Origin of the sequence: Bacillus sp. Brlt_9 (genome assembly GCF_051948935.1) — a bacterium.
Classification (GTDB): Bacteria; Bacillota; Bacilli; order Bacillales; family Bacillaceae_G; genus Bacillus_A.
This window is the reverse complement of record NZ_JAYJLO010000003.1, coordinates 52,868-69,189: the sequence shown is the minus strand read 5'-3', so window position 1 is coordinate 69,189 and position 16,322 is coordinate 52,868. Positions and strand designations below refer to the sequence as shown.

The window sequence follows — 16,322 nt, the reverse complement described above, 5'->3', positions numbered from 1 at the left end:
ATTTTAAATATTTTACAGTAAGGAAAGTAAATTTTGGGGATTTTATTTATTTTTATTATGTAGTTTTTAAAGTTGGAGAATTTCAATAGTATCAAAGTGGGTATTATATCTACATCTAAACTAATGTAAAATAAAAAGCTATTCTCTCAGTAAGTGAAAACAAAGAGAATAGCTTTAATTGAAATTAAATTTTCTTCATTTTTTTATTTTATATCACTTGTAATTTCTCAGATATCCTTTAACTACAGCTTTATTTGAATTATCCGCGTAATCAGTACTAACTTTAATATAATACAAGGCATTTTTTTCTAAATAGATTTCCCCTCTATTATGACTTTTAAACTCAATTGCTAATTTACATTCGTCCGCTGCACCAAATGGACCTGTTTTCACTTTACAAACAGTCACATATGCTTCCCCACTACCTGAAACAAATTCACCAGAGACAATTCCGTTTACACCAGCACCATTTATATATTGTTGTCCTGCTGGTCTATCTTTAGTTGAAACATAGTTAGAACCTGATGGTTTTGTTATAGAAATATCTTGTCCTGTTACTGCGTAAGCAGAACTTCCCCCAGTAAATATGCTTGCCGCAATTGCTGCTACTGTAGCTCCTCTAAACATCTTTTTAAACACAAAAACATCCCCTTTTTTTCTATCTATTTGGATATAAAATCCATAACCTTATTTTACCAACTTATTTTGCCCTTAAGAGACTTAGCTTTTTACAAATTTCTACATTTTTCTCAAATACACTAATATTTACTAATGATATCTAATATATATTCATATATATACTCTTATTCCCGGATATACATTTAAATATTTGTATGATGTATAATTCACTGAATTTTCAGTGATAATTTGATAAATAGAATTTGAAAAAGCTAACTCAAAAAGTTAGCTTACATAAATTTATTATAGTTAACTAGATTACTACTTATTTCAATAATATACCTGAGTCCTTTTTCCAAATTTCAACATCAATATACTTTACTGTTCGCCAGTACATTTCATTAAACCATTCGATATACACTTCGGTCGCTTTGAACAAATCACTAATCTCATTTATTCTACAACCATACTTATCAGCAACTTCTCTTTTCTCTGCAAGTGGTTTTCTGTTAAAGATTCTAATAGCAAGATCTAACTCTTCTTGTTTAATGTAATATCTTCTTTCTATCACTTCACTCGTTACATCAATGACCATATCGTACCAAAACTTTTCTCTTTTATTTACGTCTTTGCTAGTTACCCAACTAGAAAATTCTTCGAAATACTCTCTGTTTTCTAGCTTGTCCTTCTCGTCAATATATACATCTCCTAAAATATTATTATAGAAGGCATATTGCACTTTTTTAGGTACATTCATACTCAGAATACCTCCTTATTCCTGTATTAATTTTGAAGTTGTTTTTTCATCCCCTCAAGTATTTCTGGTATAGAGATTTCAAAATATATATTCCTAATATCACTTTCCACATCTTGTATTAAGAAAGTTACTGCACTTTCTTTTTCTTTATCTGATGATTTTCTTAACATCTTCTTTAATATTTGCTTTCGCTTCATTAATTCAGATTTTTCTTTAAGCTTGAGTTCGATAATTCTTTTAATCTCTAAAGATTCTTTTTCATCATTTGTTTGATGAATCACTTCGTATGTTAATCTTGAATCCGGTAAATTTCTTCCAATCATATGAGCGTAATAAATTAAATCTGTTTTATCACACCCGAGTAACTCGTAATTCAATTTATTTCCAAGTTCAAGCACTCCATCATTCGTATTGAAGATCTGAAATAGTTTTCCATCTATATTTCTAACCCAAATATAAGTCTTCATAACTTCACCCTTTTCTCTTTATATCTCTCTTTTTATTATGTATTTTTTAGCTAATTAAAGCGCCTATTTTCCATAATTTCTCCCTTACTTCTGGCCATTCATACGAATCTTTTCCGTACCCATTTTTATCATTTGTAAACCATTGTTTAATAGTCGGTTTACCATAAACCACATATTCTCTTAAATTTTTAATCCAACTACTTTCTGTATAAGACATTGGTAAATCTTTGGTATACAATCTAAGTTCTCTAGGCTTATCAAATGTTTTATGTATTCCAAAAGAGTTACTTTCTATTTCTTGCAACCCAAGACGTTTACTTTCCTTAATGTAAAATTGAAACTTCCTCGAAACCCAATCTATATCGTACAACCAAGAAAGAAAAGCATTCACTTGATCTACCCTTACTTCTTTAGTTGTTTTTCTGGCCGCTTTGCTCCAGGTCGCTATTTGCTCTTCGGTTGGTAACTTTCTTGATTTTGGATTATGAAATCCTGAAGGTTTTATCAGTTTTATTAATCTGTTTTCTTCTGAATCTAAATCGAATAATTCAAAGGATGCAAGATTTGTATACTCATATTTATTTAATACAGTCCACCACATATTATTTGTGTTGTGATACACGATACCTCTATTCAATCTTCCTTTATGATCCCTAAAGTATTTAATTTCTCCATTATGTATTCTCTTTCCATCTTTATCTTCAGCGTCATATGATGCAATCTTTTTATCATCTAATTCAGGAGAAATTGACTTACCAATGTGGTACTCTACCTTTTCTTTCGCTGTCTTTAAAATTGGCTTACTTGTATCTTCATATCCCGAGTCTACAAGTAACTTTGATATATTTTTTAATTCAGCTAAAAACTGACATCGAATTAAGTAGGGCATCAATTTCAATTTTTTAAAGTCATACTTTCCGCCATTACGATTTATTATATTTACATCTTGATAAAATTCTATTTCAAACCCTACTGGATAACGGTGAGATTTAAATTTCAGGTCTCCTTTTTCTCCTTCGAAGTGATCTTTAGCTATTGAGGGATAATCCTCCAGCACTTTTTGATCAGTTTGCACTTTCCAACCTCTCGAACGCATAAGATTAAAGATTTTCTCCAATATCTTATGCGTGGCCTTCATATCATTACCTCGTACTCCAATATATGTACCTTCGCTTGCTGTCGTTTGATGAAATGTATTTTCTGTAGTCATTTTCTAGTTGTCCCCTTTATATCACTATCATTTATATATTTGCTGATGTAATTCCGTCCAATATAAAAGCAGTATATGTATAAGTACATACTGCTTTTAAATTTATTTTTGTTTTAGTTAGTTAGACAGCCACTTGTGAATATCTACTAATTTAGCATCTGGTGGATAAATAACAACAAATGGTTCTGGATTATTGTTTTCATCAACATCAGCGTGCTCTAATATTTTGGGTAAAGCTGCTTTTAATTCTCCAGCAGTTCCAAATTCAAATCCATAATGTTCTTCATCACTAATTTGTGAAACAAACCAAATACCTTCAGTCTTTTCATCAACTTTAGTAAATTCTTTGTGAGAAATATGTGTATTCGCGTCATAAGTACGAACCGTACCTTCTAATAATTCTTTAAAATCATCAGAGAAGTAGGAAGATTCTACGAATGTAATACTATCTTCTTTTTTAATGACAGCGGTATACAATTCAAATTCCTTATGTGATTCATCTTGCGTTTCATCCATAATATTTCGGCGAGATAATAAATAATCTACACCTTTACACATATCTTCTAATTCTTCGTAAGTTGCATTGTCAATTGCAATTGAATGCGGGTCATCAGCTTCTAATTCGGTCCACATATTGTGCAAACGTTCCTTAGCTTGACTTAGCGTTACAACTTTTGAATCCTCTGGATCTTGAATATCTTGCAATCTGTATAAATATTTTTCATCTTCTTTTATTTGCTCTGCACGTTTTAATTCTTTTTCATTAACTTTCTCACTAAATTCATCTGTAATTGCTAATTCAACAGTACCAGACTTATCAGCTTGACCTACATATAGGTTTGTTGTTAACGTTTTTGCACTTTGCGTCATAAAATCAGTTAAAACTTCTTTATAAACAGCATTATTAAAGATCGTTTCATTTCGGAAACAGTAAGAATAATTGTAAACATCATCTTCTTTTTCTCGTTTGTATTGACTCATTGCAAAAGGTTTACCTTTATAAGCAAATACAAACAGTTCAACACAATGTTCATCATATGTTCTGATGCTAAGATTTTTTATTGTCTCTCCGCCACCCCAAACTGTCTTTTGTAATGCAGCCAATTCTCTGAACATATGTAACTCATAAAACTTAACGAAAAATTCGTTTTCCTTGTAATTTAAATTTAAAATCTCTTCAATTGTTAATGTAGTTTTTTTCATTATGTATCTCTCCCAATATATATGTTTTTTTCTTTCCTTTTTAATACAAATAGTATACTCGAATAACTAAATAACTTTGAAAAAAAAGAAAAAACTTCAGTGTCCGCATCCTAGTTCATAATCCAATTACTGTATTGCACCTAATTATTGATAGGGATATTGATAGCCAAAGTTTTTTCCATACAGACTAAAAAAAGCAATGTGTATAGTTTACACACCGCTTTTTATGTTTATTTTTTACTTTTATCTTTTGATTTCCATTGATTAAGGTCTACCAATTCTGCATCGGGGCCATAAATAACAACGTATCCTTCTGGGCTACCGTTATCATCGACATCAGCATCTTTTAATAATTCAGGTAATGCTTGTCTTACTTCACCAGCAGTCTTAAATTCAAAACCAAAATGAAAACCATCTTTATTAATCTGCGATACATACCATAAACCCTCTTTTGAATCATCAATTCGAGCAAAATCTTTATGACAAATATTTGCGCGCTTTTCATAAATGCGAACTGCATCTTCCATTTCTCCAGAGAATTTATCTAAATCACCTGCCTCTAAAAATGTGATACTATCATTGTATTTGTAAACAATCGTATACATTTCAAAATCACCAAGTGTTTTAATAGTTGTATTATTCATTTTTATCTCTCCTAGCATATATTTTATTTTCCTTAAAAGGTTTCAAATATTATACTCCTATATAAAAGCTATATCAGAAAAAAGCAAAAAACTAGAGCAAACCACTCTAGTTTGGCTGTTTCACTATTAAGAAACTAATAATTAAAATATACGATTAGAACTACCTATATCATATGAAGAATTGTCCTCAATCAACTCAACCTTAATTAAATTATGTAATGGATACTTACATTTAAACTCGAAACAATCCAACATATATAGAAGTTGTTGATATGGATCTATTTTTATAATTTGACCCTCTTCGCAACAAGATCGGCCATCTTTATAATACGTAATTCTTATACTTGGGTTTCTTTCTAAAGCTTCGATTAATATGCGATTATTTTCTTCTAGTTGATCCTCGTCTAGTATCGGTTTAGATATTTTAGTTTGATTATCTATCATTTGCTGAATAGCAGTGAACTGTTGAGGCATTGCCGCGAACGGACGCCATTTTTTCATACCTCTTTCCATAATTACCATTCCTCTCATTTAAGCCTGATGTCCACCAATTAGATTATTTCTGTGGCGCGCGGTAGAACTTGGTGCATAACTGATTGCTCTTAAAATGCTATTTTTACCGTATTTCCTTCTTATTTCATCCATTGTAAAGGCAAGCTTTTGTTTTTTCTCCCACTGGTCATCAAAATCAAATAATGACAATTGCATTTCTCCGTCTTCCTGAAAGTTAGTAAGCGAAACAGAAACACTCCTTATTGGTTCACCTGTATAAGATTCTTTAAATAATTTCATACATATATGATAAAAGTCCATCGTTAAATTCGTAGCTTTTTGAATAGTGCAGGACCTAGAAAATCCGCCTCCCCAGTCTTTGCTATACCCAATACTAAATTGTACAGTTCTTGCTAACTTACTCTGGGACCTTAATCGGTAACATACTTCTTCTAAATGCTCTAGTATAATCATTTGAATTTCGTGTAAATCTGTATAATCGCGAAGTAATATTTGGCTTTTCCCTATAGAAGTACTTGCAGGTTTATATGGTTCAGAAATTCTACTTTCATCTATACCATTAGCGTGCCTGTATAATTCTTCACCTATAATGCCAAATTTCTTTTTTAGTTGATGCACTGGGTGATTTGCTAACTGTCCAACATTATAAATACCCATAGCATTTAGCTTCTTTTCGGTTTTAGTAGAGATTCCCCACATTTCACTTAGGGGATGTATTTTCCATAATTTTTTTGGTACATCATTATACGTCCAACGAGCAATACCACTTCTTGTTTTTTTCGCCTCTTGATCAAGCGCAACCTTTGAGAGAAATAGGTTAGGTCCTATTCCGACTGTAGCTGTTATGCCTGTACGCGAATAAATATCCTTTATAATACGAGCAGCCATTTCCCCTGGTGATTTAGCAAATAAATGTATCGATTGAGTGACGTCAATGAACATTTCATCGATGCTATACTGGTGGAAATCTTCAGCCGGTGCGTATTGTAGTACTATGTTTGTTATTAATGTTGATACTTTTATGTACGTGGCCATTGCTGGATTGACGACAATAATGTCTTTTCTTTTAGGGATATTGTACATACGACTACCTTGCTTTATACCCATTTTCTTAAGTAAAGGAGTAGCAGCTAAAACGACGGAACCCGGTCTTTCCGTACTCCCTACGACAGCTAGCTTCACCTTTAATGGATCGAGTCCCCTCAAAATACAAGAGCAGCTTGCATAAAAACTCTTCAAATCAACACATAATATGATTCGGTTAGAGCATCGAGAATAATCGAACATTTTCCTCTCTCCTTGTTCGGAACGTATGTTCTTATTATATACGAAACACACGTTCTTATTCAAAGGAAATTTATAACTTTCCATTGGAATCTTGTAAAAAAACAATATTTCAAAAAAACCGTAGATTTTCCCTATAATAAGAAAAAACGGAGGTCTACACACAATGAACGTTTACGGGAACTTAGATGGACACTCAATCGTCAGAGATTACGAAGTGGAGTTTAATTTATTATATAAAGGTGAAGTTATCGGATTTGCCAATTTATATGAAGGTGGAAACGAAATATATATCGAAAATATTGAACTTTCACCTGAGTGGCAAAAGAAAGGACACGGAAAAATCTATATAAATATATTGAAAAGCATTCCTGGAATTACAAGGATAACCGGTGAATCAGTTTATAGCGCGGTAAACTTCTGGCATAAACTTAAAGCTAAATTTGATGAAGAAAAATTCAATGATTACATTGAAGCTGATGATGACGATGAAGGCGAATTAATTCCTTTTGCGATCAATATCTATTAAAAAATAAACAAAAAAATGACCCTTCAACGAAGAGTCATTTTTCAAAACCACTTTAACGACGGCAATCTTTTAATTAAAAATAAAAGTTATAAACAAAAGTAAAGGAGTTACAAAACTTTTGTTTGTTCGTTAGCAACGGCAATTGCAAACGATATGTCATCATCTCACTACTAATAGTATAACAATATTTAAAGTGAAATTAAAGTGTTCATTTTTCACTATTTGCTTTCTTATGGTATCTATAGTTTGACATCATTTTAAGATGACAGCTATAATAATATTATCTAGTTTGTCTCATAACTATTGGCCTAGTTATGAACTCATAATAATCTCTCCAGATTAATAAATATATGACTAAAAAATGACCTTTCTAATTTAGGAAAGGTTATTTTTTATATTTTAATTTAAAAATGCGCATATTTCTTTACTCAGAAATCGGACGGAACGCAGGATAACTTCTTACTCTTAATCGCGCATTGCTCCAGCTTCTCTGGAAGTCATTGCTCCTTGTCCCCTACTTACATCATTTTGGATTTCTTGTTTTACTTTCTGTGCATCAGTTCCAGCAGAATTCGTTTTCATACCAGAACCCGATTTTTCCATATCTTTTTTATGATTTCGCATACAAGCCCTCCTTAATTTATAATTTACAACCTTAATATTTACAAAAATACACTCTGTATACATCAATTGGCTACACTATTCACTTGTAAAGCACTAACATATAATAACAAATTGATCTCTATCATTAAGGAAGCAAATCATAAGAATGAATCACTTAAGCGGGCAATCAAATCAAATATTCACATTACAGTTTAATTAAGTACATCAAAAAGCACCGCGCCTTAAGACGCGGTGCTTTTATAATCTAGTGGTATAATCATACGCCTATGATACAAGTACTAGATACAACACATATACTTATTATACATCGTTTGTTCTACTTCGACTAGAGGAATTTAAAACCAAAGAAATCCCAACGCAAATTATAGCATATGGTTTAATATTCATTTATCATAATATAATTGGCGAAAAGAGGATATTTTCGTTTATAATTAGAAGTATAGATACATACTCGAATTAAAATAGAAAAAATATATCAAGGAGTGAGAAATATGGTTATCGCAACACTTAAGAAAGCAAGTATTAATGAATTGAATCACCTCTCATCAGCTGAAAAAGAAAGCGTTAAAGAATTACTAGAATATGTAGACTCTCAGGTTAATGCTAATACAATTTTTCACGGCGATAAGGCTCGCGGTGATCAATCCACTGAAAAATCATATATAGACTTACTAATAATCTCTGATGAAATTACAGATGAAATCAGTAAATCAATTACTAAGAAAACAAAAGAAATAAATAAGCGCAATGATTTTGTAATTATGGCCGTTGCTCCTGCAAATAGGCAATTCCTAGAGGAATTCCATTCACTTAGAAAAGAAATTGAAGAGATTGGAATAATAATAACTCGTTAATGAATTAACACCCTAGTAAACATTCTAGGGTGTTTTAATATTTTGTGACCACTTAGATTAAGTACTGTGTAGCAACCAATAAGTTTCAAGCAATATAAAAAAGCATCGGAACGAATCCTATCGTTTCGATGCCATACTAGAACCACCCGCAAAAACGGGATTCTAAACGCAAGGTGACCAAACACTTGCGCCCCACTTAGACGATTGCCGTCGTCTTTAAGAGGTTAATACGCTTCTTCAGCCATAAATAATACACTTCTGAAAACAAGATTTGATAAAAATATCTTCTACTTTTTATATAGGTAGATACAAAAAGTTACATAACAAAACCTTGCTTCAGATTAATTGTAACATAGCAAAAATACTAAAACAATTACATTTCGGTTAACCTACTCTGATACATTTAATCCCACTCCATTGAAATTTCTACACGATTAGAATAATCAGAGGTGCTATGATCCACACTATAATTACTAAGAAATTTCGAAACTGAATTCATTAGCTCAACAAAGTCCTTATCATCTTTTTTTATAACGACTTTACTCCTCACCTGTATTGAGGCCATTAAAAGATTTACTCTGTTCATTTAACTGCTCCTTATGAATAATTCTCGGAATTTAGCATCTAAATAATGTTGTATTCAAATTATATATTGCAATTATTTGTTCCTAATCATATAATTAAGGAGTCATAACAATCACTACATTACTTTAAAGATAATTATAGCGCACAAATAATTATCATAAAAATTCTCCACAGTAGTTCGAAAATCAAATAAGAGTTCTCGAGTAAAAACACTTTCTCTGTTTAGGAGAGAGTGTTTTTTATAATTTTAATACGAAAACCTTAAAACTATATTCACATATTAAAACTAAGGTAGTTTAATCTATTTGAGAATATGATATAAATGGAAATTTCCAAGCTCAAAAACACAATAGATATAATTACCAGTAAGAATCACACCAATATATAGTCAATTCTTAATTGACCCAACTAAACTAGTATTATATAATCAAACTATGAAGAATTAGCTATTCGCTGTAGCTGAACATTTCATTGCCTAAAAAAAGATATACCGCTTTTCTTTTTTTAGCCTTAAATCATTTCGTTTAATTAAAGAATGGCCATCATTCGCTATGAGGGTCATTCTTTATTTTATTTATATATATAAGATATCCGTTTTAATGGTAAATTGAATGTATACAAACAGTTGAATAGTTATCATTTGCATCAATTCAATATTACATTTATAATAAATTGATGAAGAAAAAGCTATTCGCTGTAGCTAGTCTAATTTAATACATAATGGGAATGAGGACGCTCATTTCTAGTGTGGAACCTTATTATAATGATACAAATAAAATGACCTTATCTAACTTAGATTGGTCATTTTTTATTTCATTTCTATTCAAAAAATCTCCCTTTTACATACAAACTTGAGATATACAATCAGCTAAGAGGTTATTATTTGCATATTTACCATAACCTTTTTATAATTAATTTGTGAAGGAAAAGCTATCCGCTGTAGTTCTAACTTCGCTCATTTCAGGTGTGGAAACCTTATTATAATCATACAAATAAAATGACCTTATCTAACTTAGATAGGTCATTTTGTTTGTATTTAAAGCTATTTATATGGTAGTTTCTAATTATGCTCTAGGCTCTACTATCTCTTTCTTTACAGCCACCCAAATATGCTCATCATAATTAGATTTACTATCATCCACTTTATATCCAAATAGTTCTAAAATATCATCTATGGCATCTACAACTATTTCCCATAAGTCCATTTCCTTAAGTGTGATTTGCCCCTCGTTATTTTCGATACATTCGTTTAAGTACGCAAGACGTTCAGAGAAGCGTTTAAGATCATACTCTCTACCCTCTCCATCGAATTCTGCTTGCATTGCTCCTTCAATTACTTTTTTAGCACTCTCATTTTTTAATATTGTATTCATTAAAATCCCTCTTTCAATTTTTCAATATTGTAACGTCAAATCGACCTAATAAGTGAAAAAATAAAAAGAACTTTTACGTTCAAGACAATACAATACGAGAATAATGATTTACTTTTTGTTTATTTGATTATATAATTAAAGTAGTTTGTTACAAGATAACTACTTGCCATAGCTATCTTAACCGAAATTCAAAAGAGAAATGATACATTTCTACTTCTGAACCCTAATTGATATTGATACGACAAAAAATGACCTCTTCTAATTTAGAAAGGTCATTTTTTATATACTATTTATTTTTAATACCAGTTAATTCGTTCTCAAGCAGCTTTACAATATATTCTCTATCTATTGGATCTAATTGTTCAATTCTAAGCGCCAAACCTATTAAGTCTTCATTAATTGCAAGCAAGCCACTTATATTAGAATATTTGCTATCAGAAATACCTAATAGGTAATCTGAAGAAACCTTGAATATTGCGCTCAGTTTTTCTACAGACTCTCTAGAAGGAGTCTTCTTACCACTTTCGTACCTTGAAATTGTCGGTTTAGTTAAGCCAGATAGATCTGCCACCTCCTGTTGAACCATTTCAAATTCAAGCCTTAAAGCTTTTAACCTCTCTCCAAACTTTTCATTCAAACTAATTTTTTCAATTGAATTATCTTTTTTATTAGGTTCCATATTAGGCTCCCCCTCTTTTTATCTGCACGCATTCTTAATGGATTATTATCAAAATCTTAGTATTATCTTGCCGTTTGAGTTTGGCCCCCTAAAATTCTTCCTAATTCTAAAACGCTTAACCCATCTATTGTATAAAATTTATATAACATTTATTTTGAAATATATTAAGATTTTGCTTACTCAAATTCTGTACTGGCTGAAATATTTAAAACCTCTACATAGGCTTTAATAATAATTACGTTTTACTTTAATATGCTTATTGTACTATATAAAGTTGTTCAATAAAACAATAGCTTTATCTTCATAATTTAACATTTATTTTGTTTTATAGAGAATAAAAATTTAGAGTAAAAAAAATAAAAGAAAATCTATTATTTTGTGATAAAATAGGCCTAACAGCAACAAAAGAAGGAGATTTTAAATGAGTAAATTTTTAGAAACGTTCCGAACAAACCTGTATCTTCAAAAAGGTATGCAAGTATTAATTCTTATGGCAATTTTATTGATACCAGAGAATATTCCGCATAGCGAATTTTATAATGCTCTTCTCTTGGCCTTGTTTATATATGTTGCATCTTTCGTACAAGTAGAGCCAATTTGGAAAGGTTTGCTCTTAGCATTAACTGTTACTGCAATTATTGTAGGAACTTTGCTCTTACTAATTACTTTATTACCACAAACACCTGCTATACTACTAATGGCTATTGCGGTTATTATAGGTGTGTTAATCAGCCGATTTTTCTAAAACTGCTGGATTCCCCACCTAAAAGGTATATTCATTGACAATTTTATAGTTGAAGATTAATATTGATTTAGTACTTGCTACATTTCATATCATATCAACTAAAAAGAGATATACACCTGTATATCTCTTTTTTTATTCGCAACTTGTATAAGATTCCTTAAGTTCATCTAAAAACGGATTGAAATCTCTATCAGGATGTATGTTTCTGCATCTTTTGAGATGCTTTAGTGCTGTTTCATAATCACCAAATTCCTCACAACATAACCACAAAGTTAATACAGCGGATCTTGATACACCCTCGTAACAAGAAATCAAAACCTTTTTGTTCAATTCTTTATATTTTTGTATTTCCACAAAACATTTCTTCCATATATTCTTAGCTACATCTAAATCACCATCATCAAAAGGTACATTGTGTACGATCAATTCAGAAGGTATAACAAGGTTCTTAGGCTTACTTTTGTCCCATCTAAAGTCATACCATACGTCAACCAATGGTAACGTTTTTCTTATATTTCCACATCCGCCTATATACAGCCAATCGAAAACCTTTGATACTTCATCATTCGAAATTATAGCCAATAAAACCACCCTCTGCTTTATTTATTATTAGATGGAGAATATACGCTATCCTACCCTTACAAGCTTGTATAAAACAAACTGCACAAGAGATTACTGGGCTGTAAAATATTCAACGTTTAAAACTTGTTTTTTCTTTACGCCCGGTGTAACACCTTGAAGAATTTGTTCTGCATTCCCCCACATTTCTGATTGTTGCAGCTGTTCTAGGTCAAACACTCTTTGCCAACTTTGCTCTTTTGTCATCTCGCATTTTCCTTGATCAAACAACTCATCTTCCTCTTCTGTTAAAGAACAAAACCAATTATTTAATACACAATGCCAGGCATCAAAATCAGAAAGAAGGACTTTCTCATCAGGTATTTCTATTGTTAAGCAGACAGCTTTTGTACCTTTATCAAAATGACCTTCCTCATTTAAATCAGGTTTTTCTGTCCATAACCACACTGGAAACGATCCATCATTGTTAATTTTGTTATTCATTTGCTCGATAAGCCATTTATATGAACTAAGAAAATCACTATCAACAAAAACTTCATTGCCTGTTAAATAGCCCTTTTCCTCAAACTTTTTATATGCCTCAATTGACTGATTTGTGTAGTAGATACCCATATGCAAAACCCCTGTTCAATTAATAGATTCAAATATTATATCACCAAAGACAAATTAACACGAAAGATAAACCTCTATATATATTTTTCAAATCAACAGAAGGTCTAAAAATAAACAATGTAAATAAAAAACAAACAGATAGTTCTAATATAAACTGTCACCATATAAGAAATTGAATAAAGAGGTGTGTATTATGAAGAGATATTTACTTCAGGAAGTAAACTCAATGGGTAATCGTTCCGTGGTATTTGGTAAAGATAGCAAAATGCTAGATTATATTGTGCAGACAGAAACGAAGGAGAAACTAAGAGTAAATGAAAAGATAGTCATCGTTACACAAATGGATACTTACCAGGAAATGAATAATACACATAATGGAACGCTGCACAAAGTTGACACTCCCCTACTCTCCGACATATTTACTTTCTGCAAAAAGAAATATGAAAACGATACTGATATAGATAAGGCTATTTTTACAGATAGACTTTTAGCACTTCGTAATCATATAGAGTTTTTATATAAGCGAGATTTATCTAAATCGGAAAGACAAACAGTTTGGGGTGTTTTAGAAAAGTTATATCAAGGTCCTAACGGCAGGGAAGAAAATACACAATACTCCACACCCACTATGCAAGAGTTTCTTAATACATTATCAACCGAAGACAAAACTCTGGCTAAGGAATTACAATCATTAATCAGTAATTACGATTTAATAAATAAAACCTCAGTACTTGATTTAAAAGACGATTTAACAATCATACATTTTTCTATGAAATCGGTAGATCCAAGAATTGATCATATAATTATTTCTGCTTACTTTTCTTTCCTAGCAAACCATTTTTTATATGCAAAAGATAAGACTACGATCGTTTTAGATCGAATGCAAGATTATTACAAAGAAACTCAGATTTATGTGGCCGTGTGGTATTTAAACCTTTTTGCTACGGACAAAGGTTATGATTGTTTAATGGTTGAAGACTCTTTCAATCGATTTTCCAGCAGAAAGAGCAATCTTACCCTACTTCAAAAAGTAGACCATATAATGCTGCTCCAACAAATAAAAGAAGATGATATTGCACAGTACTTCGCTTCATCTCCTGAAATCATAGCTATCTCAGATTATTTCGGAGAAGAAATTGCGCAATCGGTAAGTTCTATAAACAGTAAAAGCAAATGTAATGCCTTCTTTATAAGTGGTTGTATATCCGGATTTCTAGAAATCACTTAAATAATATTACACAACTCTCTTACACACCACGTTACCAAGTTGGTATCCCTACATAATTCAAAAATCATATTGTCAGAAATAAGATACAGGAGGAAAAAGTAAATGGATTTATATACTTATTTGTTTGAAGAGTACGGGTACGATGAGCCAATTTTCTTAGAATACTTATTAGAAGACCTGGACATTAACCCTAACACTTTGCGACAGAAGTTAAAGCGCCTTACAGATGCTGAAAAGATAGCAAGAAGTGTATATAGGAACGGAATATATTTCATTCCGTCACCCGATAGAATCCTCAAAGTGAAAGCCATCAGCTTTAATAAAATTCTTTTAAACAAGTATTTAGTAAAAAAGGGCCAAAGGATAGGATATGTAACAGGTTTAGACTTTGCAAATTCATTAAGCTTAACAACTCAGGTACCAAGTACAATTGAAATTGTTACACAAAATGAGAAATCAAAAAAACGAGAAGTTAACTTTAACCAAAGAATAGTATTATTACACAAACCCAAAACATTAATTACCGAAGAAAACTATAGACTCTTGCAAATTCTAGATTTAATATCTAATTTCAAGAGATTAAGTGATCTATCCTTTGAAAAGGCTACTCCTATTCTGGTCAATTATCTTAAAAACGTATCAATGAGTCACAAGGAACTTGAAACCTATTTAGAACTTTACGCTGCCGCAAAGGAACCGTTTATCAAAAGTTGTTTATACAAGCAAGTAGTTACTAATAATCCACAATAAAGGGGGATTATTAGTAAAAGAAAAAACCGTGATGTAACTCACAGTTCTTTTGCTTTCTTATCACTATTCAATTTATCTATATAAGCGTTCTTCCTCTTCGTTTCTATCCCAATCCACTTGCTTTTTTCCTTTGTTCTCTTGACCCTTTTCCATCAATCTTTCATATGGAGTTAATCCGTCATCAGCTTTCAAAATAATAGATTTATTTTTAGGATCCACAGATATTCCTAAAGAAGAATCCACCTTTAAATTTAAACTATCTAAAATATTTTTAGGAACTCTTATACCCACACTATTTCCCCAGTTTTTCAATTGTACTTTTTGCAACATCTTTACCTCCACATTTCACCAATTACTAACTCAACTAATTCACAATTATTACATACATAAACAATGTTTCTTTTTCATTTGAATAGTAAAAACACTGCAATAGTATAACATTTTAATTAAGTATTTAAAATTAAAAACTACCTTATAGCAAGAATCAAAGTATTAGCGTTTTATCTTATAAGATGAAACACTCTTCTAAATTGTAGAATTTCAATTGACACTCCCAAAAGTGAGTCTATAATATGGAAAACAATCAGCGATCAGATACAAATCCAGATTGCTGCGAGGGAGAGAAAGAAATGAAATCTGTAAAACAAACAAATGAATTTGCTGGAAAAACACCTGATGAGAAAGAAATAGAAACCGTAAAACATACAGTTGATTTCGTTGGAAGAATACCTGGAACGAATGTCGATGAGTGGAAAGTAGCACTTAAGTATAAGGATAAAGAAGTCACCCTTCCATATAAAATAGAAAAAGGTTTTATGGTGTCCGATCATTCCATTGAAAGTATTTTGGATACTTATTTTAAATATGCAGAAAGGGTAAGACCTTATCCAACCGTAGAAGCATTCCAGAAGGGTTATGTGCCGCACTTTGATTTACCAAAAGCAATGGAATTCTTCGATGCTCTCAAAACTGTGGAAATGGCTCTGGATGACCTTTTAGGAGACGATTATCGAAGAGTCGAAAATCAGGTATATAAATTCTTAGAAAATAGAAGAAGAAGCTAATTAA

At 31.3% G+C, this 16,322-nt stretch carries 20 protein-coding genes; 6 read left to right on the top strand and 14 right to left on the bottom strand.

Annotated features, from left to right (window positions below; all coding sequences use genetic code 11):
• Window positions 1-213: 213 nt before the first annotated feature.
• The 8 genes from VF726_RS12580 to VF726_RS12545 form a co-directional block, all read right to left on the bottom strand.
• Entirely contained in the window at window positions 214-639 is a 426-nt protein-coding gene (locus VF726_RS12580; RefSeq protein ID WP_440168489.1) for a hypothetical protein, read from the bottom strand.
• 304 nt (window positions 640-943) lie between these two features.
• Window positions 944-1,375, bottom strand: a complete 432-nt coding sequence (locus tag VF726_RS12575) for a hypothetical protein (protein WP_440168487.1) — start codon at window positions 1,373-1,375, stop codon at window positions 944-946.
• A 26-nt stretch (window positions 1,376-1,401) separates the two neighbouring features.
• Window positions 1,402-1,842, bottom strand: a complete 441-nt coding sequence (locus VF726_RS12570) for a hypothetical protein (RefSeq protein WP_440168485.1) — start codon at window positions 1,840-1,842, stop codon at window positions 1,402-1,404.
• A gap of 46 nt (window positions 1,843-1,888) precedes the next feature.
• Window positions 1,889-3,052 (bottom strand): hypothetical protein, encoded by a 1,164-nt coding sequence (locus VF726_RS12565; protein WP_440168483.1) that lies wholly within the window; start codon window positions 3,050-3,052, stop codon window positions 1,889-1,891.
• A gap of 117 nt (window positions 3,053-3,169) precedes the next feature.
• Window positions 3,170-4,255, bottom strand: coding sequence for a hypothetical protein (locus VF726_RS12560; protein ID WP_440168481.1), 1,086 nt, complete (start codon window positions 4,253-4,255; stop codon window positions 3,170-3,172).
• Window positions 4,256-4,485: 230 nt separating this feature from the next.
• Window positions 4,486-4,899: a hypothetical protein gene (locus VF726_RS12555; protein WP_440168479.1), complete on the bottom strand. Its 414-nt coding sequence runs from the start codon at window positions 4,897-4,899 to the stop codon at window positions 4,486-4,488.
• A 141-nt stretch (window positions 4,900-5,040) separates the two neighbouring features.
• Window positions 5,041-5,412 (bottom strand): YolD-like family protein, encoded by a 372-nt coding sequence (locus tag VF726_RS12550; protein WP_440168477.1) that lies wholly within the window; start codon window positions 5,410-5,412, stop codon window positions 5,041-5,043.
• An 18-nt stretch (window positions 5,413-5,430) separates the two neighbouring features.
• Window positions 5,431-6,699 (bottom strand): Y-family DNA polymerase, encoded by a 1,269-nt coding sequence (locus tag VF726_RS12545; protein WP_440168475.1) that lies wholly within the window; start codon window positions 6,697-6,699, stop codon window positions 5,431-5,433.
• Window positions 6,700-6,862: 163 nt separating this feature from the next.
• On the opposite strand from VF726_RS12545, the gene VF726_RS12540 reads away from it, so the two are divergent.
• The gene (locus tag VF726_RS12540; RefSeq protein ID WP_440168474.1) at window positions 6,863-7,225 is read left to right on the top strand and encodes a GNAT family N-acetyltransferase; all 363 of its coding nucleotides are present in this window, start codon (window positions 6,863-6,865) and stop codon (window positions 7,223-7,225) included.
• A 465-nt stretch (window positions 7,226-7,690) separates the two neighbouring features.
• Here VF726_RS12540 and VF726_RS12535 read toward each other — a convergent pair whose 3' ends face one another.
• Window positions 7,691-7,849 carry a hypothetical protein gene (locus VF726_RS12535; protein ID WP_440168472.1) on the bottom strand — a complete coding sequence of 53 codons (159 nt, stop codon included), beginning with the start codon at window positions 7,847-7,849 and terminating at the stop codon, window positions 7,691-7,693.
• Between the two features lie 491 nt (window positions 7,850-8,340).
• Between VF726_RS12535 and VF726_RS12530 the strand changes: the two genes are divergently transcribed.
• Window positions 8,341-8,703, top strand: coding sequence for a hypothetical protein (locus tag VF726_RS12530; protein ID WP_440168470.1), 363 nt, complete (start codon window positions 8,341-8,343; stop codon window positions 8,701-8,703).
• Window positions 8,704-10,352: 1,649 nt separating this feature from the next.
• Here the strand turns inward: VF726_RS12530 and VF726_RS12525 are convergent.
• Window positions 10,353-10,661: a hypothetical protein gene (locus tag VF726_RS12525; RefSeq protein WP_440168468.1), complete on the bottom strand. Its 309-nt coding sequence runs from the start codon at window positions 10,659-10,661 to the stop codon at window positions 10,353-10,355.
• Window positions 10,662-10,947: 286 nt separating this feature from the next.
• Complete coding sequence (locus VF726_RS12520; protein ID WP_440168466.1) at window positions 10,948-11,340, bottom strand: helix-turn-helix domain-containing protein; 393 nt, start codon at window positions 11,338-11,340, stop codon at window positions 10,948-10,950.
• A gap of 421 nt (window positions 11,341-11,761) precedes the next feature.
• Here VF726_RS12520 and VF726_RS12515 point away from each other — a divergent pair, with 421 nt between their 5' ends.
• Window positions 11,762-12,085: a hypothetical protein gene (locus VF726_RS12515; protein ID WP_440168464.1), complete on the top strand. Its 324-nt coding sequence runs from the start codon at window positions 11,762-11,764 to the stop codon at window positions 12,083-12,085.
• A gap of 132 nt (window positions 12,086-12,217) precedes the next feature.
• On the opposite strand, the gene VF726_RS12510 is transcribed toward VF726_RS12515, so the two are convergent.
• Both VF726_RS12510 and VF726_RS12505 read right to left on the bottom strand, forming a co-directional pair.
• Window positions 12,218-12,667, bottom strand: coding sequence for a protein tyrosine phosphatase (locus VF726_RS12510; protein WP_440168462.1), 450 nt, complete (start codon window positions 12,665-12,667; stop codon window positions 12,218-12,220).
• A 90-nt stretch (window positions 12,668-12,757) separates the two neighbouring features.
• Window positions 12,758-13,276, bottom strand: coding sequence for a DUF3841 domain-containing protein (locus VF726_RS12505; protein ID WP_440168460.1), 519 nt, complete (start codon window positions 13,274-13,276; stop codon window positions 12,758-12,760).
• Window positions 13,277-13,469: 193 nt separating this feature from the next.
• On the opposite strand from VF726_RS12505, the gene VF726_RS12500 reads away from it, so the two are divergent.
• Together VF726_RS12500 and VF726_RS12495 are read left to right on the top strand one after the other, a co-directional pair.
• Window positions 13,470-14,504, top strand: coding sequence for a hypothetical protein (locus VF726_RS12500; RefSeq protein ID WP_440168458.1), 1,035 nt, complete (start codon window positions 13,470-13,472; stop codon window positions 14,502-14,504).
• Between the two features lie 102 nt (window positions 14,505-14,606).
• On the top strand, window positions 14,607-15,254 hold the full coding sequence (locus VF726_RS12495) for a DUF6088 family protein (protein ID WP_440168456.1): 648 nt from the start codon (window positions 14,607-14,609) through the stop codon (window positions 15,252-15,254).
• Window positions 15,255-15,326: 72 nt separating this feature from the next.
• On the opposite strand, the gene VF726_RS12490 is transcribed toward VF726_RS12495, so the two are convergent.
• Window positions 15,327-15,581 carry an AbrB/MazE/SpoVT family DNA-binding domain-containing protein gene (locus VF726_RS12490; protein ID WP_440168454.1) on the bottom strand — a complete coding sequence of 85 codons (255 nt, stop codon included), beginning with the start codon at window positions 15,579-15,581 and terminating at the stop codon, window positions 15,327-15,329.
• A 302-nt stretch (window positions 15,582-15,883) separates the two neighbouring features.
• Between VF726_RS12490 and VF726_RS12485 the strand changes: the two genes are divergently transcribed.
• Window positions 15,884-16,318, top strand: a complete 435-nt coding sequence (locus VF726_RS12485) for a hypothetical protein (protein WP_440168452.1) — start codon at window positions 15,884-15,886, stop codon at window positions 16,316-16,318.
• The last annotated feature ends 4 nt before the right edge of the window (window positions 16,319-16,322 follow it).

Bases quoted from the DNA above. Each gene is read 5' to 3' on its own strand.
- VF726_RS12575 (WP_440168487.1), bottom strand. From the start codon at position 1,375: ATGAATGTACCTAAAAAAGTGCAATATGCCTTCTATAATAATATTTTA.
- VF726_RS12570 (WP_440168485.1), bottom strand. From the start codon at position 1,842: ATGAAGACTTATATTTGGGTTAGAAATATAGATGGAAAACTATTTCAG.
- VF726_RS12565 (WP_440168483.1), bottom strand. From the start codon at position 3,052: ATGACTACAGAAAATACATTTCATCAAACGACAGCAAGCGAAGGTACA.
- VF726_RS12560 (WP_440168481.1), bottom strand. From the start codon at position 4,255: ATGAAAAAAACTACATTAACAATTGAAGAGATTTTAAATTTAAATTAC.
- VF726_RS12555 (WP_440168479.1), bottom strand. From the start codon at position 4,899: ATGAATAATACAACTATTAAAACACTTGGTGATTTTGAAATGTATACG.
- VF726_RS12550 (WP_440168477.1), bottom strand. From the start codon at position 5,412: ATGGAAAGAGGTATGAAAAAATGGCGTCCGTTCGCGGCAATGCCTCAA.
- VF726_RS12545 (WP_440168475.1), bottom strand. From the start codon at position 6,699: ATGTTCGATTATTCTCGATGCTCTAACCGAATCATATTATGTGTTGAT.
- VF726_RS12540 (WP_440168474.1), top strand. From the start codon at position 6,863: ATGAACGTTTACGGGAACTTAGATGGACACTCAATCGTCAGAGATTAC.
- VF726_RS12535 (WP_440168472.1), bottom strand. From the start codon at position 7,849: ATGCGAAATCATAAAAAAGATATGGAAAAATCGGGTTCTGGTATGAAA.
- VF726_RS12530 (WP_440168470.1), top strand. From the start codon at position 8,341: ATGGTTATCGCAACACTTAAGAAAGCAAGTATTAATGAATTGAATCAC.
- VF726_RS12525 (WP_440168468.1), bottom strand. From the start codon at position 10,661: ATGAATACAATATTAAAAAATGAGAGTGCTAAAAAAGTAATTGAAGGA.
- VF726_RS12520 (WP_440168466.1), bottom strand. From the start codon at position 11,340: ATGGAACCTAATAAAAAAGATAATTCAATTGAAAAAATTAGTTTGAAT.
- VF726_RS12515 (WP_440168464.1), top strand. From the start codon at position 11,762: ATGAGTAAATTTTTAGAAACGTTCCGAACAAACCTGTATCTTCAAAAA.
- VF726_RS12505 (WP_440168460.1), bottom strand. From the start codon at position 13,276: ATGGGTATCTACTACACAAATCAGTCAATTGAGGCATATAAAAAGTTT.
- VF726_RS12500 (WP_440168458.1), top strand. From the start codon at position 13,470: ATGAAGAGATATTTACTTCAGGAAGTAAACTCAATGGGTAATCGTTCC.
- VF726_RS12495 (WP_440168456.1), top strand. From the start codon at position 14,607: ATGGATTTATATACTTATTTGTTTGAAGAGTACGGGTACGATGAGCCA.
- VF726_RS12485 (WP_440168452.1), top strand. From the start codon at position 15,884: ATGAAATCTGTAAAACAAACAAATGAATTTGCTGGAAAAACACCTGAT.